The organism is Phyllobacterium sophorae (assembly GCF_003010965.1).
Lineage (GTDB): Bacteria > Pseudomonadota > Alphaproteobacteria > Rhizobiales > Rhizobiaceae > Phyllobacterium > Phyllobacterium sophorae.
The window spans coordinates 45,524-69,146 of sequence record NZ_PGGM01000004.1; the positions used below are offsets into that span (position 1 = coordinate 45,524).

At 55.5% G+C, this 23,623-nt stretch carries 25 protein-coding genes; 16 read left to right on the forward strand and 9 right to left on the reverse strand.

Translation table 11 applies throughout. From position 1 onward, the window contains the following. The first annotated feature begins 262 nt into the window (after positions 1-262). Positions 263-1,408 carry a PQQ-dependent sugar dehydrogenase gene (locus CU103_RS11050; protein ID WP_106663993.1) on the forward strand — a complete coding sequence of 382 codons (1,146 nt, stop codon included), beginning with the start codon at positions 263-265 and terminating at the stop codon, positions 1,406-1,408. Between the two features lie 87 nt (positions 1,409-1,495). Beyond that, positions 1,496-2,386 (forward strand): DMT family transporter, encoded by an 891-nt coding sequence (locus CU103_RS11055; RefSeq protein ID WP_106663994.1) that lies wholly within the window; start codon positions 1,496-1,498, stop codon positions 2,384-2,386. Here the strand turns inward: CU103_RS11055 and CU103_RS11060 are convergent. After that, positions 2,376-2,726 carry a DMT family protein gene (locus tag CU103_RS11060; RefSeq protein ID WP_106663995.1) on the reverse strand — a complete coding sequence of 117 codons (351 nt, stop codon included), beginning with the start codon at positions 2,724-2,726 and terminating at the stop codon, positions 2,376-2,378. The genes CU103_RS11055 and CU103_RS11060 overlap by 11 nt on opposite strands. 201 nt (positions 2,727-2,927) lie before the next feature. Between CU103_RS11060 and CU103_RS11065 the strand changes: the two genes are divergently transcribed. Together CU103_RS11065 and CU103_RS11070 are read left to right on the forward strand one after the other, a co-directional pair. Beyond that, the gene (locus CU103_RS11065) at positions 2,928-3,920 is read left to right on the forward strand and encodes an extensin family protein (RefSeq protein WP_106663996.1); all 993 of its coding nucleotides are present in this window, start codon (positions 2,928-2,930) and stop codon (positions 3,918-3,920) included. A gap of 209 nt (positions 3,921-4,129) precedes the next feature. Further along, positions 4,130-4,552 carry a VOC family protein gene (locus CU103_RS11070; protein ID WP_106663997.1) on the forward strand — a complete coding sequence of 141 codons (423 nt, stop codon included), beginning with the start codon at positions 4,130-4,132 and terminating at the stop codon, positions 4,550-4,552. A 1-nt stretch (position 4,553) separates the two neighbouring features. On the opposite strand, the gene CU103_RS11075 is transcribed toward CU103_RS11070, so the two are convergent. Further along, positions 4,554-4,892: an acyl-CoA thioesterase gene (locus CU103_RS11075; RefSeq protein ID WP_162707074.1), complete on the reverse strand. Its 339-nt coding sequence runs from the start codon at positions 4,890-4,892 to the stop codon at positions 4,554-4,556. Positions 4,893-5,116: 224 nt separating this feature from the next. Between CU103_RS11075 and CU103_RS11080 the strand changes: the two genes are divergently transcribed. From CU103_RS11080 to uvrB, 5 genes are all read left to right on the forward strand, one after another. Further along, entirely contained in the window at positions 5,117-6,313 is a 1,197-nt protein-coding gene (locus CU103_RS11080) for a mandelate racemase/muconate lactonizing enzyme family protein (protein WP_106663999.1), read from the forward strand. 133 nt (positions 6,314-6,446) lie between these two features. Next, on the forward strand, positions 6,447-7,616 hold the full coding sequence (locus CU103_RS11085) for an alpha/beta hydrolase (RefSeq protein ID WP_106664000.1): 1,170 nt from the start codon (positions 6,447-6,449) through the stop codon (positions 7,614-7,616). A gap of 123 nt (positions 7,617-7,739) precedes the next feature. After that, a complete protein-coding gene (locus CU103_RS11090) occupies positions 7,740-7,997 on the forward strand; it encodes a SemiSWEET family sugar transporter (protein ID WP_106664001.1) in 258 nt (85 codons plus the stop codon). Between the two features lie 124 nt (positions 7,998-8,121). After that, positions 8,122-9,030 (forward strand): HNH endonuclease, encoded by a 909-nt coding sequence (locus CU103_RS11095; RefSeq protein WP_106664002.1) that lies wholly within the window; start codon positions 8,122-8,124, stop codon positions 9,028-9,030. Positions 9,031-9,145: 115 nt separating this feature from the next. Next, entirely contained in the window at positions 9,146-11,962 is a 2,817-nt protein-coding gene (gene uvrB, locus CU103_RS11100) for an excinuclease ABC subunit UvrB (protein WP_106664003.1), read from the forward strand. 9 nt (positions 11,963-11,971) lie between these two features. Here the strand turns inward: uvrB and CU103_RS11105 are convergent, their stop codons facing one another. Further along, a complete protein-coding gene (locus CU103_RS11105; protein ID WP_106664004.1) occupies positions 11,972-12,553 on the reverse strand; it encodes a TetR/AcrR family transcriptional regulator in 582 nt (193 codons plus the stop codon). A gap of 120 nt (positions 12,554-12,673) precedes the next feature. On the opposite strand from CU103_RS11105, the gene CU103_RS11110 reads away from it, so the two are divergent. Beyond that, a complete protein-coding gene (locus tag CU103_RS11110; protein WP_106664005.1) occupies positions 12,674-13,717 on the forward strand; it encodes an aldo/keto reductase in 1,044 nt (347 codons plus the stop codon). A 97-nt stretch (positions 13,718-13,814) separates the two neighbouring features. Here the strand turns inward: CU103_RS11110 and CU103_RS11115 are convergent, their stop codons facing one another. Then, positions 13,815-14,399, reverse strand: coding sequence for a TetR/AcrR family transcriptional regulator (locus CU103_RS11115; RefSeq protein ID WP_106664006.1), 585 nt, complete (start codon positions 14,397-14,399; stop codon positions 13,815-13,817). A gap of 149 nt (positions 14,400-14,548) precedes the next feature. Here CU103_RS11115 and CU103_RS11120 point away from each other — a divergent pair, with 149 nt between their 5' ends. After that, entirely contained in the window at positions 14,549-15,559 is a 1,011-nt protein-coding gene (locus CU103_RS11120) for a Rossmann-fold NAD(P)-binding domain-containing protein (RefSeq protein WP_106664007.1), read from the forward strand. Positions 15,560-15,684: 125 nt separating this feature from the next. Then, entirely contained in the window at positions 15,685-17,202 is a 1,518-nt protein-coding gene (locus tag CU103_RS11125; protein ID WP_106664008.1) for a helicase HerA domain-containing protein, read from the forward strand. Here the strand turns inward: CU103_RS11125 and CU103_RS11130 are convergent, their stop codons facing one another. Both CU103_RS11130 and CU103_RS11135 read right to left on the reverse strand, forming a co-directional pair. After that, positions 17,203-17,904 carry an HAD family hydrolase gene (locus tag CU103_RS11130; protein ID WP_106664009.1) on the reverse strand — a complete coding sequence of 234 codons (702 nt, stop codon included), beginning with the start codon at positions 17,902-17,904 and terminating at the stop codon, positions 17,203-17,205. Between the two features lies 1 nt (position 17,905). Then, positions 17,906-18,331, reverse strand: a complete 426-nt coding sequence (locus tag CU103_RS11135) for a Kazal-type serine protease inhibitor domain-containing protein (RefSeq protein ID WP_106664261.1) — start codon at positions 18,329-18,331, stop codon at positions 17,906-17,908. A 155-nt stretch (positions 18,332-18,486) separates the two neighbouring features. On the opposite strand from CU103_RS11135, the gene CU103_RS11140 reads away from it, so the two are divergent. The 3 genes from CU103_RS11140 to CU103_RS11150 all read left to right on the forward strand — a co-directional run bounded on the left by CU103_RS11140 (position 18,487) and on the right by CU103_RS11150 (position 20,678). Beyond that, on the forward strand, positions 18,487-19,329 hold the full coding sequence (locus CU103_RS11140; protein WP_106664010.1) for a lytic transglycosylase domain-containing protein: 843 nt from the start codon (positions 18,487-18,489) through the stop codon (positions 19,327-19,329). Positions 19,330-19,721: 392 nt separating this feature from the next. Beyond that, a complete protein-coding gene (locus CU103_RS11145; RefSeq protein WP_099998216.1) occupies positions 19,722-19,937 on the forward strand; it encodes a cold-shock protein in 216 nt (71 codons plus the stop codon). Positions 19,938-20,258: 321 nt separating this feature from the next. Beyond that, complete coding sequence (locus tag CU103_RS11150; protein WP_106664011.1) at positions 20,259-20,678, forward strand: BA14K family protein; 420 nt, start codon at positions 20,259-20,261, stop codon at positions 20,676-20,678. A 47-nt stretch (positions 20,679-20,725) separates the two neighbouring features. Here the strand turns inward: CU103_RS11150 and CU103_RS11155 are convergent, their stop codons facing one another. From CU103_RS11155 to CU103_RS11165, 3 genes are all read right to left on the reverse strand, one after another. Next, positions 20,726-21,370: an MBL fold metallo-hydrolase gene (locus CU103_RS11155; RefSeq protein ID WP_106664012.1), complete on the reverse strand. Its 645-nt coding sequence runs from the start codon at positions 21,368-21,370 to the stop codon at positions 20,726-20,728. A gap of 111 nt (positions 21,371-21,481) precedes the next feature. Next, positions 21,482-21,793 (reverse strand): hypothetical protein, encoded by a 312-nt coding sequence (locus tag CU103_RS11160; RefSeq protein ID WP_106664013.1) that lies wholly within the window; start codon positions 21,791-21,793, stop codon positions 21,482-21,484. Between the two features lie 134 nt (positions 21,794-21,927). Then, positions 21,928-22,818 (reverse strand): branched-chain amino acid aminotransferase, encoded by an 891-nt coding sequence (locus CU103_RS11165; protein WP_106664014.1) that lies wholly within the window; start codon positions 22,816-22,818, stop codon positions 21,928-21,930. Between the two features lie 249 nt (positions 22,819-23,067). Here CU103_RS11165 and CU103_RS11170 point away from each other — a divergent pair, with 249 nt between their 5' ends. Beyond that, the gene (locus CU103_RS11170; RefSeq protein ID WP_106664015.1) at positions 23,068-23,571 is read left to right on the forward strand and encodes a MarR family winged helix-turn-helix transcriptional regulator; all 504 of its coding nucleotides are present in this window, start codon (positions 23,068-23,070) and stop codon (positions 23,569-23,571) included. Positions 23,572-23,623 lie beyond the last annotated feature (52 nt).

Consider the following 23,623-nt stretch of genomic DNA (forward strand, 5'->3'; position numbering starts at 1 on the left):
TCGAATAGCGCTCCATCGAGGCCACGCGGCACAAAAAGAAAACGGCCACCGAAGCTCAAGACTTCGGAACCGTTCAGTCAGTCGTCCCTTAATATAGCACTGTTTCTGGCGATTTCACGAAGAAAGTGGAAAATGTCGCATCAACGGGCTTTACGCCTCGGCAAATTGACAACGGAGCGGCACCTCACGCCACTGTGAGACGACCGCGTCGAAGGAATATGCACAAAATGGTGCAATCTCGGTTGGGACAGGAGGATCGCCAATGAAACGAACACCGAGCTTTAAATCAGCTCCGCTCCTTGCCACGCTGTTGGCCCTTTCTTCGACTGCTTTTGCTGAGGATTTCAAAACCGAGACGGTCACTCTCTCGGCTCAAACGATAGCAGGCGGGCTCAACCATCCGTGGAGTCTTGCATTTCTTGCCGACGGGGCACTTCTTGCGACGGAGCGCACAGGAAGCATGCGCATCATCAAAAGCGGCAAAGTGTCGAAACCAGTTGCCAACGTTCCCAAAGTGGTTGCCAAGGGTCAGGGCGGCTTGCTCGATGTCGCCTTGGCACCCGACTTCGCCACAAGCAGCCGGATCTATTTTACATTTTCGCAACCGGGCAAGGGTGGAGCAGGAACGGCATTGGCAAGCGCCAAACTTGTTCGGAGTGAGGAAAGTGCGGCACTTGAAAATGTCTCGATACTCGTTTCGATGAACAAGAAAACCGGAACAGCGCATCATTTTGGCTCACGTATCGTTGTGGCCCCCGACGGCAAGCTATTCGTAACGATGGGCGAGCGCGGCGACAAACTGCGCGCGCAAAATTTCAAGGATCACGCGGGTTCCGTGCTTCGGATCAACGCGGACGGCACCGTTCCAGCGGACAATCCGTTCGCTGATGGCAAAAAAGGACTGCCGGAGCTTTGGTCCAAGGGCCATCGCAATCCGCAAGGCGCGGCTTGGGACCCCGTCACACAATCCCTGCTGACTGTCGAGCATGGCGCCATGGGTGGCGATGAAATCAACCGGCCGGAGCCCGGCAAGAACTATGGTTGGCCTGTCATTACCTATGGCAAGGATTACTCGGGTGCGAAAATCGGCAAAGGCACAAGTGCCGAAGGTTATGAGCAGCCACTCTACTACTGGGATCCGTCTATCGCACCGTCGGGCCTGGCCGTGTACGAGGGGGCAATGTTTCCCGAATGGAAAGGTGATCTTCTCGTCGGAGCGCTGAAATTTGAGTTGCTGTCGCGCCTTGATCGCGATGAGGAAGGGACTATCAAAGGCGAGGAGCGCCTTTTGAAGGGCGAGTTTGGACGCATCCGGGATGTCCGCGTGGCACCCGACGGCTCGATTTACCTTCTGACCGATGAAAGTGATGGAAAAATCATCCGGCTGTCACGCGCATCAGGAACCTGACACCGCAGCATTCCTGGCCTTGCGGCATTAAATTGCAATCTGTAGATATCCCTCGCGGGTATAACCGCAGAGCACTGTGGGATCATCATGACGCATGGCCGGGCCAATATACTGCTGCTTGCTGCGGGAGCCATCTGGGGCCTGGGTTTTGTGGCGCAATCCAGCGCCATGGACAGTGTCGAACCATTTATGTTCATTGCCCTGCGCTTCTTGCTCGCAGCGCTTACGGTAATGCCACTTGCGATCCGCGAAGCAAAGGCAGCCCCGAAGAAACTATCGCGTTTCGACTATTTTGGCTTTACCTTCATCGGATTGCTGCTTTTTGCAGGGGCCGCCCTTCAGCAGATCGGCATGCAGACAACGTCTGTCACAAATGCCGGCTTCCTGACCGGGCTCTATGTGATCATGGTGCCGTTCCTCGCGGTCGTGCTTTTCTGGCAGTGGCCACATCCCGTCGTGTGGCCTTGCGCCCTGACCGCAGTTGCCGGCATCTATCTCTTATCCGGGGGACGCCTCGAAGGTCTGACGGCTGGTGATTGGCTGATCGTTGCATGCGCTGTCTTTTGGGCGCTGCAGATCATCTTCATCAATCGCCTTGCCGCAAATAATGGCCGGCCGATCATGCTTTCGCTTGTGCAGTTCGCCGTATGCGCCGTGCTTGGCTTCATCGTAACGCTTGGAACGGAACGCACTGAACTCTTCTCCATTATTGCCGCTGCACCGGAAATTCTCTTTGCGGGGGTCATCTCGTCGGGCATCGCCTTCACGCTGCAGGCTGTTGGTCAGCGCTTCACAACTGCACCGCAGGCTGCGATCATGCTATCGTCCGAAGCATTGTTCGCCGCTCTTTTCGGCGCACTTATTATGGGAGAGCGCATGTCACTTCAGGGTGCGATCGGTTGCGCGCTCATCTTCATAGCAATGATTACGGTTGAATTGATCCCGGCCCTGCGAAGCAGAACCGAAGTCAGGCCTTGAAGATCAGCGTTGCCCCTCCGGCGATCAGAACGAAACCGGCCACATGCTGCCAAGTGAACGACTCCTTCAGGTAAAACACTGAGAACAGGCTGAAGACGACCAGCGTGATCACTTCCTGCATCGTCTTGAGTTCGGCTGTCGAATAAACCGCATGTCCGATTCGATTTGCCGGAACGGCGAACCAGTATTCTACCAACGCGATGCCCCAGCTGATGAAAACAACTGGAGTGAGCGCTGCCGCCGGATATTTCAGATGCCCGTACCAGGCGAAGGTCATGAATACATTTGAAGCGATAAGAAATATTATGGGCAGGATGGAAGGCGAAAGGAAGGTTGGCATGATGGTTCTTTCGGGAGGAAGGATCGGGCATTGTGCAGTGCACTAACGCAGTGCTGAATACAGCAAAATCAAGCCAATTCAATGTAAAATGACGCCGCATTCCCGACGCAGACGTTAATTCGCGCGCTGACCTTTCCTTTACAATTTGCCACTATTTTTAACTGCATCCGCCTGCGTATCGGGCAAATGGGATGTGGTGACATGAGTTTTGCGTTGTCGTCCGCTTTGCACTTGAAGCGCCTTTCAACCATTCTGGTTCTGTGTATCTGCGCGGCGCTCAGCGCCTGTGGCATGGGTGATGTCAGGCGTCCACTGGTCGATGTGGGCAATGGCACGGACACATCCGTGGCTGATCAATCGCTGGCGAGCGAGGAGAGCCAGCAAGTGGCGAGTGAGGAAACCGAACAACTATCCACCCCGCAATCAGGAGAATTCACCGCACAAGAGCCCGAAGTCCTATCCGTGCCGGACGCCGGACAGCAGCCGGATACGCTAGTCGTACCAGACACCCCGCCGGCCGCCGAGCCGAAACCCTATTCCTTGCCGGAATCAGAACCGGCTTCCGATGATGCCGAAAGCTATGGTTATCCCGGGGGTATTCGCGACCCCATTGCCCGCGGTGAGAGTGCCCTGGCCCTGCCAGGAAGCGAGGTCGCCTGCCGCACGCAGCTGAAACGGCTTGGCGTTGTCTTTCAGGAACGCGAACCGATCAATGACGGGGGCGTATGCCGTATAGACCATCCGCTCACGGTCAGTGGATTCTCGAGTGGGCGGATTAAACTGAAGCCGAGCGCGACACTAAACTGCCAGATGACACTTGCCTTCGCTCGCTGGGTCAAGGGCGATCTCTCGCCTTCGACGCGGCTGCGCTACCTCTCGGGGATCAATACGATTCATCAGGCATCGAGTTATTCCTGCCGCACCATGAGCAATCAACGTGGAAGGGCCATGTCGGAACACTCTAAGGGCAACGCGCTCGATATTGCCAGGATTACGCTCAATAGTGGTCGCGACATCAAGGTGCAGAAACCGGGCCTCTTTGCCTTTCGGCAACGGGGCCTCCTGAATACTGTTCGCTCCGACGCATGCGATTATTTCACCACCGTGCTCGGCCCTGGCTATGACAGGTTCCACCGTGATCATTTCCATTTCGACCTGATGCAACGCCGAAGCGGCCACCGAGCCTGCCGTTAATGCCGCGCGGCGCCAGTCTTGCAACGATATTCGCGGCATTCAACTAACCATGTCGGGCCCCTCTAGACCAAAAGGTCTTGATTGCTGTAGTCGCAATTTCACAACTAAAATGGGAACGTGCCCCAATGTCAGTCTCCTGACAAACACTACTTGCCACCGGCTTTTCGAGGCTTGTTTAATGCGATGATTCGTAATCCCGGGAGGACACCATGCATTTTACCGACCGCTATCCGATCATCGTCACCCATCGCAAGGAAGCATGCCGTGATTTCTGGATTCGTCATATGGGTTTCATCAGCGGCTTTGACAGCACGTGGATCTCCTGGCTCACGACGGAAGACCAGTCCGCTTCGATCGCTTTTATGAGTCCGGATCACCCATCCGCACCGCCCGGTCCGGAAAATTTCAACGGCAAGGGCATATGTTTTGAACTACAGGTTGATGACGCCAAGGCTGCATTTGAAACGATCAGTGCCACCGGCCTCGAGATAGAGTATCCCCTTACGGATGAGCCCTTCGGTCAGCGCCGTTTTGGTTTTCATGACCCTTCGGGCCTTTGGATCGATATTGTCGAACAGACTGAAGCCGCAGCCGGATTCTGGGATAAATATATGATTGGCAGCCAAGGCTAGGTCAGATCTCGGTCGGCACTGGCGTCGGCTTGCCACTCTTATCAAGCGCGACCATGACAAAATCGGCGTGGGTAACGAGTTCCATCAGATCCGAGAGATAGCGCTGTGCCCAGGCCTCGACCTTGAGCGTGATCGACGTCCGCCCGACATGAGCGATATGCGTATAGACACACAGCGTATCGCCAATCTTGACCGGTTTGGCGAAGGCCATTTCCTTGACTGCTGCCGTAACCACACGCCCCCTCGCCCGTTCCGCCGCCCGCATGCCGCAGGACAGATCCATCTGCGCCATAACCCAGCCGCCGAATATATCTCCGGCAGCATTGGCATCGGCCGGCATGGCGAGTGTACGTAGCGTCAATTCGCCAGTAGGCTTCGTCTCTTCGGTCAATTGCGGTCTCCATTGGTGGTTGCAGTCGAGCCTATGATGCGATGCGGCAACGGGATTGAAAAGGGGCTCACGCAAGAACTGTCGAAATCCCGACATCGCGGGTCGTTGCGCGGTTTCGGCATTCCCCCAGGCTTGGCCTAGTCTACCCTTGCGACAAACTTCAGGAGGATGCCATGAAAGTTACCGACGTAAGAACCTTCGTGGTCAGCAATCCACCGCCGTCCTTTGGCGGCACTTGGTTCCTCTTTGTCAAACTCACGACCGATTCCGGCGTTGTCGGCTACGGTGAAGCCTACAATTCGACCATCAGTCCGCAAGTAATGCGCAAGGTCATTGAGGATCTGGCAGAACGTTGGCTCATCGGCGAAGACCCCCACCACATTGAACGTTTTTTCCGCCGCGCCTATTCTGGTGGCTTCACTCAGCGCCCTGATGTGACGATCATGGGTGCGGTTTCCGCGCTCGAAATGGCTTGCTGGGACATTATCGGAAAGGAAGCCGACAAGCCTGTCTACGAACTGCTCGGCGGCAGGGTTCATGAGCGGTTGCGCAGCTACACCTATCTCTATCCGAAGCCGGAATTGGGAGAGACCTCAGCAATTTACTGGAACGCTGAAGCCTCGGCAGAGCGCGCGGCCGAATATGTCGCGCAAGGCTATACCGCGGTGAAATTCGACCCGGTTGCTCCCTATACGTCTTTTGATCCCCGTCAACTGTCGCTTGAACAGCTCGATCTTGGCGAAAAATTCGTTCGTCTCGTGCGCGAGGCCGTCGGCTCCAAGGCCGATCTGTTGTTTGGCACCCACGGTCAAATGACGCCGACCAGCGCGGTACGGCTGGCAAAGCGGCTCGAACCCTATGATCCACTCTGGCTGGAGGAACCGGTACCGCCGGATATGCCGGAGAATATGGGCTATGTGCAGCAGCACACGTCCATTCCCGTCGCTGCCGGAGAGCGTCTAACGACGAAGTATGAGTTTCAGCGCTTGCTGGTGAACAGGGCAGCCAACATCTTGCAGATGAATCTTGGCCGTGTCGGCGGTATTCTTGAGGCCAAGAAGATTGCGGGCATGGCCGAGACATTTCACGCACAGATTGCGCCGCATCTCTATTGCGGGCCGATCATTGGAGCGGCCAACATCCAAATTTCTACGTGCAGCCCGAACTTCCTTATTCTCGAATGTATCCAGGCTTTCAGTGGCTTCCACGCCGAGATCCTGAAGAAGCCCATCCACTGGGAAAATGGCTATGTCATCCCATCCTTGGCGCCGGGCCTTGGTGTGGAACTGAATGAACCCGTGGCAGAAGCCAACGCGTATTTGGGGCATGAGCTTCATCTCAATATGGCGCGCGACCCCCTGGTTGTCTGAGAGTGTGCAAGATGACAGATGTTGAAAAATTGTCACGCGAGTAGGCTACCGGGCCACCGTGATCGCTTTTGGGTTGCAGCATCAGCTAAATGCTGTTTCTAAATCGTGGCGACTGCGGTTCGGAGTTGAAGTCATGACTGTTTCGCGCTTGTCAGCGTTATTTCTTGTCATGCTTATGCTCGCCGGTTGTGGCGGGCGCGCTGTTCTTGGCCTCGAACCCGAAAACGTCATCAAATCAAGTGCCGCGGTTCCAGCACCGCTTGTCAACGACAAGACCGGCCCGAAAGCGATTATACCCGTTTTCGTTGCGACCAGCCGTGAGCGTTCGGGCGACTTGTCCCTGCCCTACACATCGAAACGTTCGCCGTCCTTGAACTTTGCACGCGTCGATATCGGCATTCCCCCCAATCATAAGAACGGAGAGGTGGAAAAATCGAACAGCAAGCCAAATCCGGCCCGGCATTTTGCGGCAACCACTTTCCAGCCTTTGGACAACGGACAGATCTTCATCGACAGGATCAACGCGGAGCTTGCAAGACGGCCTGCTGAAAAGCGCGAAATCTTCATTTTTGTCCACGGCTATAACAATAATTTCGCCGACAGCGTCTTTCGCCAGGCCCAGATTGCTTATGACTACGCCCTTCCCGCCGTCGCAGTCCACTATTCCTGGCCGTCGGCTGCGGCGCTGGGTCTGTATGTTTATGACCGTGACAGTGCAACTTACGGCCGCGAGGGTTTGGCCGAGCTCCTGCAGCTTCTCACCAAGGCGAAGGCTAGTAGAGTCTTGCTCGTTGGCCATTCGATGGGCTCGTTTGTCGTCATGGAAGCGCTCACCAAGCTTGCAGAGACAGGTCATCACGATGTGCTCCGTCGTTTGTCCGGCGTGATGCTTGCAGCACCCGATATCGACGTCGACGTATTTCAGTCGCAAGTGGCGGACATCGGCAAATTACCAAGACCGTTTGTCGTCCTTGTTTCGCGTGCGGACCGCGCATTGAACGTATCGGGCCGCATCACTGGCGGCCATGCGCGCGTCGGCGATGGCTCCAGCATCCCCATGCTGCAGAAACTCGGCATTCTGGTTTTGGACGCTTCGTCCCTCGATGGCGGGTCGCACGGCGTCTTCGCCAGCTCTCCAACGCTCATGGCAATGTCCCGCAGCGGGCAGCTGTCGCGGCGAATCCTCCAAGGAGATGAGACCCCGACCGGACAAGCCATCCTGGCCGACGGCACCTCAGCCATTACCGGCGCAGCTTCGCTGGTAATTTACCTTCCGGCGCGGCTGCTGGGCGCGCTGCGATAGAACATGATAGCGCGCAAAAAATAAATTTTTCGCGCACGAACTTTGCGTCATGATTCCGCTATATTTTTCAGAAGAATCCGCTCATATATCAATTGCATTCCTCCCCTTTTGAAAGATCGATCCGTGCCTCTCCATATCGAGCTTATCGGCAGCCTTGCTGCCGTGATTACCACCCTGTGCTGGATCCCGCAGATCATCAGGATCGTCCGGCATCGGGATACAGCGAGCATTTCGCTCGTCACCAATGTCTCGCTCGTTTTGGGTGTTTTCCTGTGGTTGGTGTATGGGATGATGATCAGTTCCTGGCCGGTCATAGCCGCGAACGGAACGACGCTGCTGCTTATTCTCACCATCCTTGGTCTGAAGCTTCGCTACGGCTGAAACAATTCGATTGCTATTGCAGATTGAATGAAGATGTAAAATGCAATTCCGGGTGAGTTTCCCTTCCCACCGGGTATCTCCATGTTGAAACGAATCCAAGTTTCAACAGGTGAACACCGGCTGAATGCCTGCAATATTCCAGATCAGATCGAAAGAAGAGTACCATCGCCCCATCCACGAGCGGTTTTGTTTTGAGAATAAACACTTAAACATTGTCTACAGCGCCCTGAACGATTGGATTATCTACTACCAGCCTGCCCGGCGCGCTGGCGAACGGGGAGGCAGACCGGCAGGATACTTTGCCAGAGCACGCGTTGTCTCAGTGCATCCAACACTTGATGCCCCAGGTTATTCCGATGCAACCCTCGAATATTATTCCGAGTTCCCAAGCGTACCCTTCAGCGTATTTGACCCTCAGCTCGATCGCAAATTCTATTATGAAAAAAGCATGTTGGAGTCGGATGGCAGTTTGAACAAGCATGCGAACCAACAGCGAGTTCGTGCCTTGTCAGGTCAGGAATATAACCGCATTGTGGAAGCGGGATTCGATGGATTCTCGGCGTTAGAAGAATGCGCCATTCCCCCAGTTACCTATTCCGGCTTTGCTGAGGATCCTCCTGAACCGTTGGAACGGGACCGATTCCTGACCTCGCGCATTCTTCGAGACCGGGTCTTCAGCAAGCTCGTGGGGGAAGCATACGAATGGAAATGCGCGATGACAGGGATTTCCCTGCCTGCGCCCGATGGCAGTCATGAGATTGAATGCGCCCACATCAAACCCGTCAAGGATTCCGGTCCGGATTCTGTCATTAACGGCATCGCGCTTTTGCGGACTATACACTGGATGTTCGACAAGGGTCTGATCTCAATCGGTAGCGACCACCAGATCATCAGATCATCTCGCTATAATTATTCGGCGATCGATAGGCTCATAAATGAATCCGGGAAAATCGATCTGCCCAAGAATGACATCCACCACCCTCACCCCGATTTTCTCCGCTACCATCGCGAACATATATTTGAGCGCTGGTGATGAATCGGTGCATCGGACATGCTCCTGACAACCTTGTGTCAGGAGCATGTCAAGGTCCGGCACTTTTCAAAACTCCACTCTTTCCATTTCACCGGACTCCTCCCATATTCAACCTATGGTTAAATCTCCTGACAAATATAACGCTGACGGTTTCGGCGAAGCGCCTCAACCCGAACTGGAAGGCTCACCGCTATCCGGTTCAATCAGTGACTGGGCAAAGCAGATCACTGAAGAGACGGTCAAAGCCAAGCCGAAAGCCCCAAGGCCAGCCAGGGCCGGAAGCACCCAATCCAGCGCGTCGCGCACTTCACGCGGCACCTCTATTGGCGGCTCGACCGACCCGAAGACACGCGCCGCTGCAGGTCTTAATCCCGTGGCTGGGCTCGATATCGGATTGGAAGACGCAGGCAGCATCATGCCCGGCGGGGCCACCGCCACCGTTGCAGCCCTTTCCGCCCTGATCGAAAGCGGAAATCCGCTGTTCAAGAATGGAACCGCTTGGGCTCCGCATCGGCCTGCCCGTCCGGAAAAATCCGAAGGCGGTATCCAGATACGGATGGAAACGGAGTTCACACCGTCCGGCGACCAGCCGACCGCTATCCATGATCTCGTTGATGGGATCAAAGAGAATGACAAGACACAGGTTCTGCTTGGCGTCACCGGGTCGGGCAAGACCTTCACCATGGCCAAGGTGATTGAGGAAACGCAAAGGCCCGCCTTGATCCTGGCGCCGAACAAGACATTGGCGGCCCAGCTTTACGGCGAATTCAAATCTTTCTTCCCGAATAATGCAGTGGAATATTTCGTATCCTATTACGATTATTACCAGCCGGAAGCCTATGTGCCGCGTTCTGACACCTATATCGAGAAGGAATCGTCGGTCAATGAACAGATCGACCGGATGCGCCACTCAGCCACCCGATCCCTGTTAGAGCGCGACGATGTCATCATCGTCGCCTCGGTTTCGTGCATTTATGGTATCGGTTCAGTCGAAACCTATACGGCCATGACCTTCGAAATGAAGATCGGCGACCGTCTGGACCAGCGCGCCCTTCTCGCCGATCTGGTGGCGCAGCAATACAAGCGGCGTGAGATGGATTTCACCCGTGGCTCGTTCCGGGTTCGCGGCGACACGATCGAACTCTTTCCTGCCCACCTGGAAGATCGGGCATGGCGCATTTCCATGTTCGGTGACGAGATCGAGGCAATCACCGAATTTGACCCGCTCACTGGCCAGAAGACCGGCGACCTGCGCTCGGTGAAAATCTATGCCAACTCGCACTACGTGACCCCTCGCCCGACGCTCAACCAGGCCATCAAGTCGATCAAGGAGGAACTGAAACATCGCCTTGTCGAACTGAATGCAGCCGGACGCTTGCTCGAAGCGCAACGGCTGGAGCAGCGCTGCACGTTCGACCTGGAAATGCTGGAGGCAACAGGGTCTTGCGCCGGCATCGAAAACTACTCGCGCTATCTCACCGGCCGCAAACCGGGCGAACCACCGCCAACGTTGTTCGAATACATTCCCGACAACGCCCTGGTATTCATCGACGAGAGCCATGTGACAGTTCCGCAGATCGGCGCCATGTATAAAGGCGACTTCCGCCGCAAGGCAACGCTGGCTGAGTACGGGTTTCGCCTGCCCTCTTGCATGGACAACCGACCTTTGCGGTTTGAGGAATGGGATGCCATGCGCCCGCAAACTGTCGCGGTATCTGCTACGCCGAGCACTTGGGAAATGGAAGAGTCCGGCGGTGTTTTCGCCGAACAGGTGATCCGTCCGACTGGCCTGATCGATCCACCGGTGGAAGTACGCCCAGCCAAATCTCAAGTTGACGACGTTCTTGGTGAAATCCGTGAAACCTCGGCAAAGGGCTATCGCACACTTGTCACGGTCCTCACCAAGCGCATGGCTGAAGACCTGACCGAATACCTGCACGAACAGGGTATCCGGGTTCGCTACATGCACTCGGACATCGACACTCTCGAACGTATTGAGATTCTGCGCGATCTGCGCCTTGGTGCATTCGATGTGCTTGTCGGTATCAACCTGCTGCGCGAGGGTCTGGACATTCCGGAATGCGGCTTTGTCGCTATTCTCGATGCGGACAAGGAAGGCTTCCTGCGTTCTGAAACCTCATTGATCCAGACCATTGGCCGGGCGGCGCGGAACGTGGACGGCAAGGTCATCCTTTATGCTGATCATGTCACGGGTTCGATGGAGCGTGCGATGGCGGAAACCAATCGCCGCCGCGAGAAGCAGGAGGCCTACAACACCGAACATGGCATCACGCCCGCCAGCATCAAGAAGAACATCGGCGATATTCTTAACAGCGTCTATGAACGCGACCACGTTCGCGCCGATATTTCTGATTTTGCTGAATCCGGCGCGATGATGGGCAACAATCTGAAAGCCCATCTCGAACATCTGATGAAGCAGATGCGCGACGCCGCAGATGATCTCGATTTCGAGGTCGCGGCCCGGTTACGCGATGAAATCAAGCGTTTGCGCGAGATGGAGTTGGCTATCTCGGATGATCCGATGGCGCGCGAAGTCGAGATGGAAAGTCCGGTCACGGGCCGCACCAAGGGCAGGCACAATGCCGGCCGCGCCATGCACCGCGTGGTGACGGACGAGAATGACAAGGATTCCGCGCTTTTCCGCAAACCGCATCTCGACGAGATGGGCGGCGACACCACCCGTCCGCTTGGACCGGGTGTGTTCCGCAAGAACTCGCTCGATGAAATGACGGTTGGACGCACGGAAAAGCCCGTTATCGGCAATGTGCCCGAAAAGCCAGCATTTACAGGCACGAACCGGAACGATCAAACGATCATCCGTCGTGAACGAACTGGCGCGGGTTCCTATGAAGATGCGAGCGACGCACGTAAAAAGCGCCGTCCAGGCAAGACAGGACGTCCTGGGCGGTAGTTTTTGGATCTATTGGGCGGTTTCGCCGGATCCGAAGGCCGCCTGCCCTGCGTTCAGAATTTCATCGGCAAATTCAGGATCGTCAACGGCACGCGACAGGACCAGCGTGCCTACAAGACCCGCCATGGTGGTCAGGGCTTTCTCACGCTTGGCCGCGTCGGATTGTCCCGGAATTGCCTTGGCAAGGATGTCAAGCAAGGTACCTATCCCCTCGCTGAAACGCTTGCGCACAGGCCCGCTTTGTCGGGCGATATCAGGGGCCAGTGCCGCGATCGTGCAGCCGGTTGCCTTGCCATCCCGGTGGGCCTTCGACAAATAGGAATTTGCAATCGCCGCAAAGGCTTCGTCCGGCGATGTTTCCGCAAGCTGCGACCATTTTTCGGCCGACCGATCCATTGAAGCGGCGCAGGCCTCCGCGATAAGGTCATCCTTGGATGCGAAATGGCCATAGAAGCCGCCATGTGTCAGACCTGCACTTTTCATAACGTCTGCCACGCCGATCCCATCGAAACCCTTCTCGCGAAATTCCCGGCTGGCAATATCAATGATCCGCTCCCGGTTCTTGGCTGCCTGTTCTCGACTGACACGCATGCAACGACCCTCTCAAAAACATTGTTGACTTTTTATATGATGACCGTCATCTATAGTCAATCATTATGATCATCATTTAATTTCGACTGCGGCAGGCAGCAGCGAAAGGGAGAATACGTCATGCGCTACAAGCTATTTGGCAATCACACTGGTCTCCGCGTTTCGGAATTTGCATTGGGCACTGGAAATTTCGGTACCGGTTGGGGTTATGGTTCCACACCCGACATCGCGCGGCCAATCTTCGACGGCTATGCCGAAGCCGGGGGAAATTTCATCGATACTTCGGACAGTTACCAGTTCGGTCAGTCGGAGAGCATGATAGGAGAATTCATCGCCCCGGAGCGTGATAGCTTCGTGCTCGCTACTAAATACTCGCATGGCGCATCGGCGAATCCCAGTCTTTCCGCCGTCGGTAACAGCCGTAAATCCATGATCCAGGCAGTTGAAGCCAGTCTGAAACGGCTGAAGACAGACCGCATCGACCTGCTCTGGGTGCACATGTCCGATGAAATGACGCCGATTGAAGAAATCGTTCGCGGTCTCGACGACCTCGTCCGTGCTGGCAAGATCATATACACCGGTTTCTCCAACTTCGCGGCTTGGCGCATTGCCAGTGGCGCGACCATCGCATCCCTGCGCGGCTGGACACCGGTGGCCGGTCTCCAGACGGAATATAGTCTCGTGGAACGCAGCGCAGAACGTGAATTGCTACCGATGGCGAAGGGCTTCGGGCTGGGTACGGTTGGTTGGTCGCCGCTTGGAGGAGGATTGCTCACGGGCAAGTACCGTAGGGGCGAAGAAGGTCGTGCTACGGGCCTCGGGGTCGTCATCCAGCACGAAGACAGCCCGCAGCGAACCGCGATTATCGACGAATTGCTGGCGATTTCCGATGAGATCGGCGCAGCCCCCAGCCATGTCGGCATTGCCTGGGTTGCCGCCAAAGGTGTGATGCCGATTATAGGTCCCAAAACCGTCGAGCAGCTGCGCGACAATCTCGCTGCCGCGTCGCTTGTCCTCACCGCGGAACATATCGACCGGCTCGACAAAGTGAGCGCCATCCCCCTTGGTGCGCCACATGAATTGCTGACAAATGGCCGGACGAAGCAAAGACTTGCAGGTGGCAAACTCGAGCTTCTCGACCTCTCATCCGCGCCATTGATTTGATGCGGGTGTTTGGTGTCTGATCACGGCACTATTGGTGCCGACGCGCAACGAGAGTAGCCCAGTGCAGCAGTAGGCAGACTGACGCCGATGGTGGAGTTCAGATGGAAAGCCATTTGACAATTAGCGATTGCAACACACGTGCAGCCGACGCTTCGTCGAGATTGCCGCGCATCATCTCCTTCGAAATCGCTTCTGCTGCGCCGACAATTCCTACACAACGCAAACGAAGTTCGATCGCAGGCAAAGCAGCATAGGGCGACAGGGTTTTGCAATACAGGTCGACGTAGCCGTCGATCAGGCTTGCCTGAAATCTCTCCATCGCCTCATCGCCCTTGAGTGCTGCCGATATCGCGGACCATTCAGGGCCAATAGAACGGTAGCACGCCATATACGCATCGCTCATGACGCGTGCAATGTCGTCAAGCTGTTTTGGCGTTTCCTCGATCGCAGCAACAAGTTCGTCAACCTGCCGCTGATCCAATTGCTCATAAAGGGCAATCAGCAGGCCAGCTCTGGTCCCGAAATGCTCGTAAGCAATGGGCTTGCTCACGCCAGCCCGCTCGGCCAGATAGCCGAGCGTCAGAGCATCCGTACCCTGTTCCCGAATTATATAAAGCGCCGTACTCAAAAGCTGATTACGTCTTTGAGCCTTCGGCATTTTCTTAGCTGAAACTGTCGCCATACGGCTCGATCCTTCATGAACGTCAGAATTCCGGATTGACGGCCCTTGTATTATTACTATTAGTAACCTACTATTAGTAATAATACAAGGAGCGAGAGGAATCGCCCCTCGCATTCACCATTGTCCAGTTTCAAGAAGGAGTCGAGGTCATGTCATTACTCGAAACAAAACCTGTTCTGATCATCGGCGGTTCGGGTATCGTTGGAGCAAAAGCCGCGCAGATCCTGCGCCAGCTTCACCCGGATCTACCGATTGCTATCGGCGGCCGCGATACCAACAGGGCGCAAAACATTGCCGAAGTCGTCGGCAATGCCTTCGCTGTCAAGGTTGATCTCGAGCGCAACGATCTCGGCCAGGGAGAAGGGACTGGCTATAGCGCGGTTGCCGTCTTCGTGAAGGATGAAACGCTTAACAGCATGAAATATGCACAGGCCCATGGCTTGCCATATCTAAGTGTTTCCAGCGGGGTATTCGAGGTCGGACCGGAAATGGCACTGGCCATACGCAACCCCGGACGTGCCCCAATCCTCATGGCGAGCAACTGGTTGGCGGGTGCCGCAACCTTCCCGGCACTTCAGGTCGCGCGTGATTTTCGTACCATCGACAATATCACGATCACTGTCGTGCTTGACGAAGAGGACATGGGGGGCCCCGCAGCTTTTGCGGATTATCAGCGGCTCACGGAATCCGCACCCAATCCCCTGCAACTCAAAGACGGACATTGGCGTTGGATCAAAGGGGAAGAGGCAACACGGCGATATACCGATATAGACGGCACGGATGTCGAAGCCAACGCGTACTCGCCGCTTGACGTGCTCAGCCTCGCCACCGCAACTGATGCAAAGTCCGTACGTTTCGATCTTGTCTATGGCGTGTCTGCGAGCAGACGACGGGGCAACGCTTTTTCCACGGAGATAGCTGTCGAGACCAGTGGCGATCTGTTGACTGGCGAAAAGGTGCACCAGCGTCTTGATATCGTCCATCCAGAGGGTCAGGCTCCACTTACGGCGCTGCATGTCGCACTAGGTATCGAACGTCTTCTTGGTCTGCATGGCGGTGAACCGGTCAAACCCGGCCTCTATCTCCCCGACTTGCTGATGGATCCGGAATATGTCGTGCGGCGCATGAAGGAATTCGGCGCATTGTTTCGGCAAAGCTGATGCCAAACCAGCTGTGGGTTTCCGTCTGGAAGTGCCGCATGGCCTTCTCCTGAACAGCAAAGGGATGCTAAGGATTCCGCGCGCGCCACCTCGCGCGTGGAATCACTCGAACGCTTGGAGAAACGATGAAGGTCGATATCGACATGGGAGCGGCGCCAGCCGGCGCGAAAGCCATGCTCGATCTGGAAGAGCTTCTGGCTACCCGCCTGCTCGTCCAAGGCAACTCTGGATCAGGCAAATCGCACCTGTTGCGCCGCCTGCTTGAACAAAGCGCCCAGTGGGTGCAGCAATGTGTTATCGATCCGGAGGGCGATTTCGTCACCCTGGCCGACAAGTACGGCCATGTGGTTGTCGATGGCGCTCGTACGGAGAATGAGCTGACCCGTATTGCCGCGCGTATTCGTCAGCACCGGGTTTCCGTCGTACTTGACCTCGAAGGGCTGGATGTCGAACAACAGATGCGCTGTGCTGCGGCCTTTCTCGGCGGCTTGTTCGATGCTGAGCGGGACTACTGGTATCCGATGCTCGTCGTTGTAGACGAGGCGCAGCTTTTTGCGCCAGCCGTTGCCGGAGAAGTCTCCGACGAGGCGCGTAAGCTCTCCCTCGGCGCCATGACCAATCTGATGTGCCGCGGCCGAAAGCGCGGCCTCGCCGGTGTCATCGCTACCCAGCGTCTGGCCAAGCTGGCCAAGAACGTGGCCGCCGAAGCATCCAACTTCCTGATGGGACGCACTTTTCTCGACATCGACATGGCCCGTGCTTCCGACCTTCTCGGGATGGAACGGCGCCAAGCAGAACAATTTCGTGATCTGGCGCGCGGTCATTTCGTTGCGTTGGGACCAGCGCTTTCACGTAAGCCACTGGCCGTCACAATCGGACCGGTGGAGACCTCTGCCCGGTCATCGAGCCCAAAATTGACGCCACTGCCTCAGCCGGGTGAAGACGCCCACGATTTGATCTTCACGCCGGCACCGGAAGAGCGGCGTGCCATTGTCCGCCGCACGCCTCCTCCGCCAGTACCGACCCCCACTGCCGACATTTTGAATCAGCTCACGCAAGCCAAAGCCCTCGTACAAGCCGAAGCTCCTGCGCTGACGCTTTTTCCGGAGATTGACCAAGCGGAGCGCAATGGTCGGATCGATTCGGTGATGCATGAAATGCTGAATGATCCCGACGCTTCCTTCCGCACTGATGCCGTCCTCTACCAGGACTTTCTCGTCCGTTGCCGTATTCGCCGTGTACCGGGCGAAGCACTGGCACTTCCCGAGTTTCGTCGCAGACTAGCGGTCGCTCGGGCTGGTATTGACGGAGAAACGGCGCAAAGCGAGCCATGGCAGCAGGCGCTGGAGCTGTCAAAGGCCCTGCCCGACGATGTTCAGGGCGTATTCTTCATTGTGGCGCAAGCTGCGGTCACAAATAGCCCCTGCCCGTCGGATGCGACATTGGCCCGCGCCTATGGCACGCATTCGGCCAGGCGAGCCCGACGGCTTCTCACCTATTTCGAAGAACAGGGCTTGATTGTCGTTCGCACCGATTTCACCGGCAACCGCGTCGTCGCCTTTCCGGATCTCGGCCGTGAGACAGCAGCCGGTGATCCGAATGGTCCCGACGAAGTCACACCAGAACAGCACGCCGCTGAATAATCAATCGATCTCTACCAGAAGCGGTACCAATTCTCCCAGATGCCTGATCTCCCGGAAACGCGGCTCGGCAACTGGCGCATCGACATGTTCGAGTACCCATGTCAATTCGTGCGGTACGAACACGCCCCAACTACCGGCCTCTATCGCCGGAACCACATCGGATTTCAGCGAGTTGCCAATCATCATGGCTCGTTCCGCACCATCGCCATGACGACTGAAAATCCGTGCGTACGTTTCTCTGTCCTTATTGCTGACGATTTCCACCGCATCGAAGAAATCACCGAGCCCCGATTGCGCCAGCTTGCGTTCCTGATCAAACAGATCGCCCTTCGTGATCAGCACGAGTCGATATTGATCGGCCAGTTGCTCCAGCGTTTCCTGCACATGCGGTAAAGTTTCAACCGGATGACGCAGCATTTCCCGACCGGCGGCCAGAATCTCGGCGATAACCGAAGCTGGAACCTGACCTTCCGTCACTTCGACTGCCGTTTCGATCAATGAGAGTGTGAACCCCTTGATGCCGAATCCATAAACATCGAGATTACGCTTCTCGATGGCAAGTAATCGCTCGGACAGGCCGGCTACCTCGACATGAGCAGACAATAGATCCGTAAAGTGCATTTCCGAGCTCCGGAAGAACTGTTCGTTCTGCCAGAGTGTGTCATCTGCGTCGAAGCCGATTGTTGTAATGGAACTGGGCATATCAACAGCGTCCTTCGCCAATCACCTGGTAACCCGCATTGCCAGCCTCGCAGGTATTGCCAAAAGTTTGGACGGAAGTGCCGCGGCGGGCACAAACGGGCGCGTATTGCAGTGTGCACATGCGGGGCTGCTCGGGTCTATCGCGCCGTCCGTCCCAGCCGCTGTCCGGTCTGTCCTGAAAACTGCATTTCCCAGAACCGATAATACGATAACCTTTGGAACGTGCTTCGCAAGCATTGCCGAATGTCTGGCGCTCGGAATTACGAACGCCGCAAACCGGCGCATATTCGCGTGTACAAATCTGCGGCCGCTCTGGCCGCGGATGGTGCGGCCCGCTATCCTCTACCGAAACGGTACAATTGGCGGCTATGACCGCCACAGCCATTATCGCACCAATTCTCAGGAAATTCCTCGGCTCCGCTTGCATGACCTCTCCCTTCATTCAAACCTTGCGCAATCAGATCAAAACAATGGAATCATTGCGCTATACCTCTTATCAGAAATATCGCTGTGCTTTATGCCTGTGCGCAGATGCACGAAGGGGATGACTACGGAGTGAACAGGCTCAGACGGTTCAGCTTGATGGCAGCATTCGTCCTCATGCCCCCGCTCGATGCGTGGTCTGCGGACAATCCGTCCGTTTCAACACCAGTGCAGCCACCGGTGCCAACCGTTGGCCAAATCTGCGCAGCCATCGCGACTCAGGCCGATGGCCATGGGGTCCCACGTGATTTTTTTGCAAGGTTGATTTGGAAAGAGAGCCGTTTCGACGTGTCGGCGACAAGCCCGGTTGGTGCTCAAGGTATCGCCCAGTTCATGCCCGGGACCGCCAAGGAGCGAAATCTGGACGACCCCTTCGATTTTGCCAAGGCACTTCCAGCCTCCGCTGCGCTTTTGAAGGACCTCCGCAGATCATTCGGTAATTGGGGTCTGGCAGCCGCGGCTTATAATGCTGGCCCGACGCGCGTGGCAAATTGGCTTTCCAGTGGCGGCTTTCTCCCGCTCGAAACGGAAGAATATGTCCTCGACATTACGGGGCATTCGGCAGACGATTTTGCCGCTGGAACCGAAATAAACGCACGCCCCCTCAACGCCAAGCTCAGTTTCGATGCGGCGTGCCGCCAGCTGCCCATTGTCCGCTTTTCCACGATTGCCATGGCTCAGATCAAGCCCAAGCCGTGGGGTATCCAGATTGCCGGAAACTTCCGCCGTTCGGCCGCTGTCGGTCAGCTTCAGCGCTTGCGCCGAAGCTTTCCAGCCATTTTGAACCAGCATGAACCAGTGATCAGCCGCTACCGTTCCGCCTTGGGACGGCGTGGTATCTATGCGGTACGCATCGGTGCAGACAGCCGGAACGAAGCCAATCAAATCTGTGCCCAGCTGCATAATGCCGGGGGCGCCTGCATCGTGCTGCGCAATCGATAGCAGTCAAGGATGGAGCGAGGCCCACGCACTTTCCATGATGTCGAAAGGTACCCCATCGGGAATGCCTAAAGAAATTTCCTACTCCTAAGTATGTAGGTTGCAATGTCGTTCGTTATAGTCGTCTAAATGATAGAAAAACTTTTGCTTGCCAAAAAACACTTATTCTAGCAGTCTCAATGTGTTCGGGCATTTGCGAACACTGGAAGACTGGAAGAACGGCGCGCCGGAACCGCAAGAATACCGGGTCGGGAGAAATCTCGGCAATGATCGGCTCCTTTCCTGAATTCGAGAACTGCCTGCATGATTTCCGTTGGATGTATCTCACAGAAGACGGCTCTACCAATCCCGCAAACCCGGAGGGGAACGCGGTAAGTAAGGAAAAGGAACGAAGCATGGCACAGACCGGTACGGTCAAATTCTTCAACAGTGAAAAAGGCTTTGGCTTTATCAAGCCGGATGACGGCGCAGCGGATATTTTCGTTCATATTTCCGCCGTTCAAGCTTCCGGACTCACAGGTCTCGCAGACAATCAGAAGGTGTCCTTTGATACCGAGCCTGATCGTCGCGGCAAGGGACCAAAGGCCGTCAATATCTCGGTCACTGAATAATACTGGGCGGCTAACACCGTCAGAAAGATCCCCGGTCAGGAATCGGGGATTTCCGTTCCTTAAATTTTGTGGCGCGCCCGAGTGGCCAGTCGCCGAGCTGAAGCTTTTGCGCTTCGCTGCCTTGGATTTGCTGAATTTGTGTGTGCTTTCTCTTCCCGTCAGGAGTGACGTGGAATGAATTCCTGCGATGTCCGTTCAGCTTGCATTCATGCTCATGCGGATAAAACAGACACTACGGCTGGCGCCCTCACCTAAGTCCAGCCCAACACTATCAGGCAAGCATATAATCGCTTCGCCAAGGATGCTTCAAAGGAGGCACAAATGAACAAAGGCACGAAAATTGCCGTCCTGGCAGCCGCCGCTTTTGCAACGGTCATGGTACCCCTCAGCTCAGCATCGGCAGACGATTGGCGCTGGCGCCGCCATCACCACCACGACAACGGCGGCGACGCATTGGCGGCCGGCGCAATCGGTCTTGCGGCCGGCGCCGTACTCGGTAGTGTCCTTGCCCAACCGCGTGAACCGGAAGTTATTTACCGCGATTATGACGATGGCTATCGCCCGGCCTACCGTGCCGCGCCTGTTCGCGTATATCGTGAGGCACCACGCTATTACGGTTCTCTGGAGCCATGGTCCCGTGAATGGTACCGTTATTGTTCAGATCGATATCGCTCGTTCAACCCGGAAACCGGCACATTCCGCGGGTATGATGGAGGCGACTACTTCTGCAATGCCAACTGATGTTGATTGGATAGCTTCGACGAACCGCCGGGAGACCGGCGGTTTTTTTATGGTTGCAGGAACGGATTAGTGCGGCGCTCTTCGCCAAAACGCCCGCCCGGCCCGTGTCCGCAGATGAATCCGATATCGTCTCCGAGCGGCAAAAGCTTTGTCTTGATGGAGTTGATCAAGGCGGCGTGGTCGCCACCCGGCAAATCCGTACGCCCCACCGATCCGTTGAACAGGACATCGCCCACATGGGCAAACTTGGCCACCCGGTTGAAATAAACGACATGGCCCGGCGCATGGCCCGGACAATGCAGGACTTCGAAGGCATGCGAACCAAACGACACCGTATCACCGTCGTTCAACCACCGGTCCGGGGTGCAGTTACGAACCTTGTCCGCAATGCCATACTGCAAAGCCTTTGCTTCCAGACTATCCAACAAAAAACGGTCCGCTGCGTGTGGCCCGATGATGTCGACGCCAAGCGCATCCTTCATGTCCATAGCCCCGCCCGCATGATCGATATGGCCATGCGTAATCCAGATGGCTTCAACCACGATGCCATTTGACTGGATTGCATTCAGGACTTGATCATTGTCCCCGCCTGGATCGATGAGAACACCATGCTTGTCGTCACTGTCAAAAAGGATCGTGCAATTCTGCTGGAACGCCGTAACGGGAATAATACCGGCCTGCAATTGTCCCATTTCACGATAGTCCCATGCTCGATCAATCTTATTTAGTATCTACTGCAAAGTGCACTCAAATGAAAAGGGCGGTCATGGACCGCCCTCGAAATCGTTTGCTTTCCGATAGGATCAGGTCTTGGCCATCGAGTTCTTGATTGCCCCAACAATCGCAGTCAGAATAAGGCCGCCCACACCGCCGCCGGCGACTTGTCCGATGATCGAGCCAAGATCCAGACCCGACGATGCTGCTGCATTTGCCACGACTTCAGCACCACCGGAACCGAGGAATTGCGTCAAATAACCACCGATAAGTCCGCCAATACCGCCGGCAACAGTATTGCCTGTTGTGCCGAGGCTCAGGTTTTTTAGAAGGCCGCCGACAATATTTCCGCCGACACCACCCGAGATAAGCTGGATAATAATAGGAAGAAGCGCTTCCATGATTGACACCCCGTCAACGTTTCAAGCCAGACTCATGCCTGACCTGACTCATGTTGACTAAGTTTTAAGCAATGTCAAACAGCTTGGTACCTCTATTCGAAGGTATCCAAGACTATTTTGCATTCTACTTTCGATCACTCCGCAGCTGCTTTCTTTGGCATTACTTCGGCAGCATAATCATTCATCAGATTGACAGCAATTTCGCCCACCGTGAAACGATACGAGCCGGCTTCCGAAACTGGAGTAACTTCTGCGGCAGTGCCTGTGAGGAAGCATTGCTCGAAACTCTCCAGTTCCTCCGGCATTATAGCCCGTTCGACAACTTCATATCCACGGCGCTTTGCCAGATCGATGACTGTACGGCGCGTAATACCGTCGAGGAAACAATCGGGCGTCGGCGTGTGAATGACGCCATCCTTCACGAAGAACACGTTGGCACCGGTTGCTTCGGCAACTTGGCCACGCCAATCGAGCATCAGGGCGTCAGCATAGCCCTTGGCTTCGGCGGCGTGTTTGGAGATCGTGCAGATCATGTAAAGGCCAGCGGCCTTGGACTTGGATGGGGCTGTTTTAGGGTCTGGACGGCGATATTCCGCAAGGTCAAGGCGGATGCCTTTAAGTTTCTGTGCTGGATCGAAATAGCTTGGCCATTGCCAGATGGCTATCGCAACATTGATTTTGTTCGCTTGGGCCGAGACGCCCATCGATTCACTGCCCCGCCACGCGATCGGACGGACATAGGCATCCTTGAATCCCTGTTTGGCCAGAAGTTTGCGGCTTGCTTCATTCAACTCTTCAACGGTGAAAGGTATTTTGAATCCAAGAATCTTTGCCGATTCGTGCAAGCGTTCGGTGTGCTCGTTAAGCTTGAAGATCTCGCCGCCATAGGCGCGCTCCCCTTCGAAGACTGAGCTAGCATAGTGCAAGCCATGGGTCAGCACATGAATCTTTGCATCCGCCCAGCGAACGAATTCGCCATTCATCCAGATGTAACCTTCAAGCTGATCAAATGGAACGGATGCCATGTTTTCCTCCAGGCGTTTGATTCCTGATAATTTTGCGGGTTTGAGCCTGCACCAACTGGTCCCGATTACCAATTGGTGTACCATTGCCCACGGCACCAATAGGCGTTTCAATAAGGAAAATGTCCCAGAAACACTTATTGGCTTTTCGTTTAATTCAAAATGTAGCCAACAGCTTGCCAAAAATTATCAGCAGTCTAAAATTAAGTCAATAAGACTGACATAATTTTCGGACAAGAGCGGGAACCCTGCATGAAATCTTATACACCAGATAGACATATCGAGACAGCCCTGACCAAGAAAGATGCGAGAGAACTCGACATCATCGAGCTGTTTTTCTTTGCATACCGTGACTTTACCGCCGATCCGGACATGATCCTGGAGAAGCTTTCATTTGGCCGGGCGCATCATCGCGTTCTGTACTTCATAAACCGTAAACCCGGGATGACGGTGGCGGAATTGCTGGATGTCCTTCAGATTACTAAGCAAAGCCTTGCCCGTGTACTCAAGCAACTTATTGACACAGACCATGTCGTCCAGATTCCCGGTCCACGGGACCGGCGCCAACGCGAACTTTACCCGACACCAAAGGGCCGCGACCTCGCACTGGAGCTTGCGGCACCGCAATCACGCCGCATTACCAGTGCATTGGATCAAATCGGTCATTCTGATCGGATCATCATTGAGCATTTCCTTAAGGCCATGGTGAACCCCGCCCAATGGCAACAGATCGACAGTTTACCGAAGGCAGGGTAGAACCATGCGGACCCTGCCACTCGTTTCGATGAACAGGGGCAAGGAAGCGAAT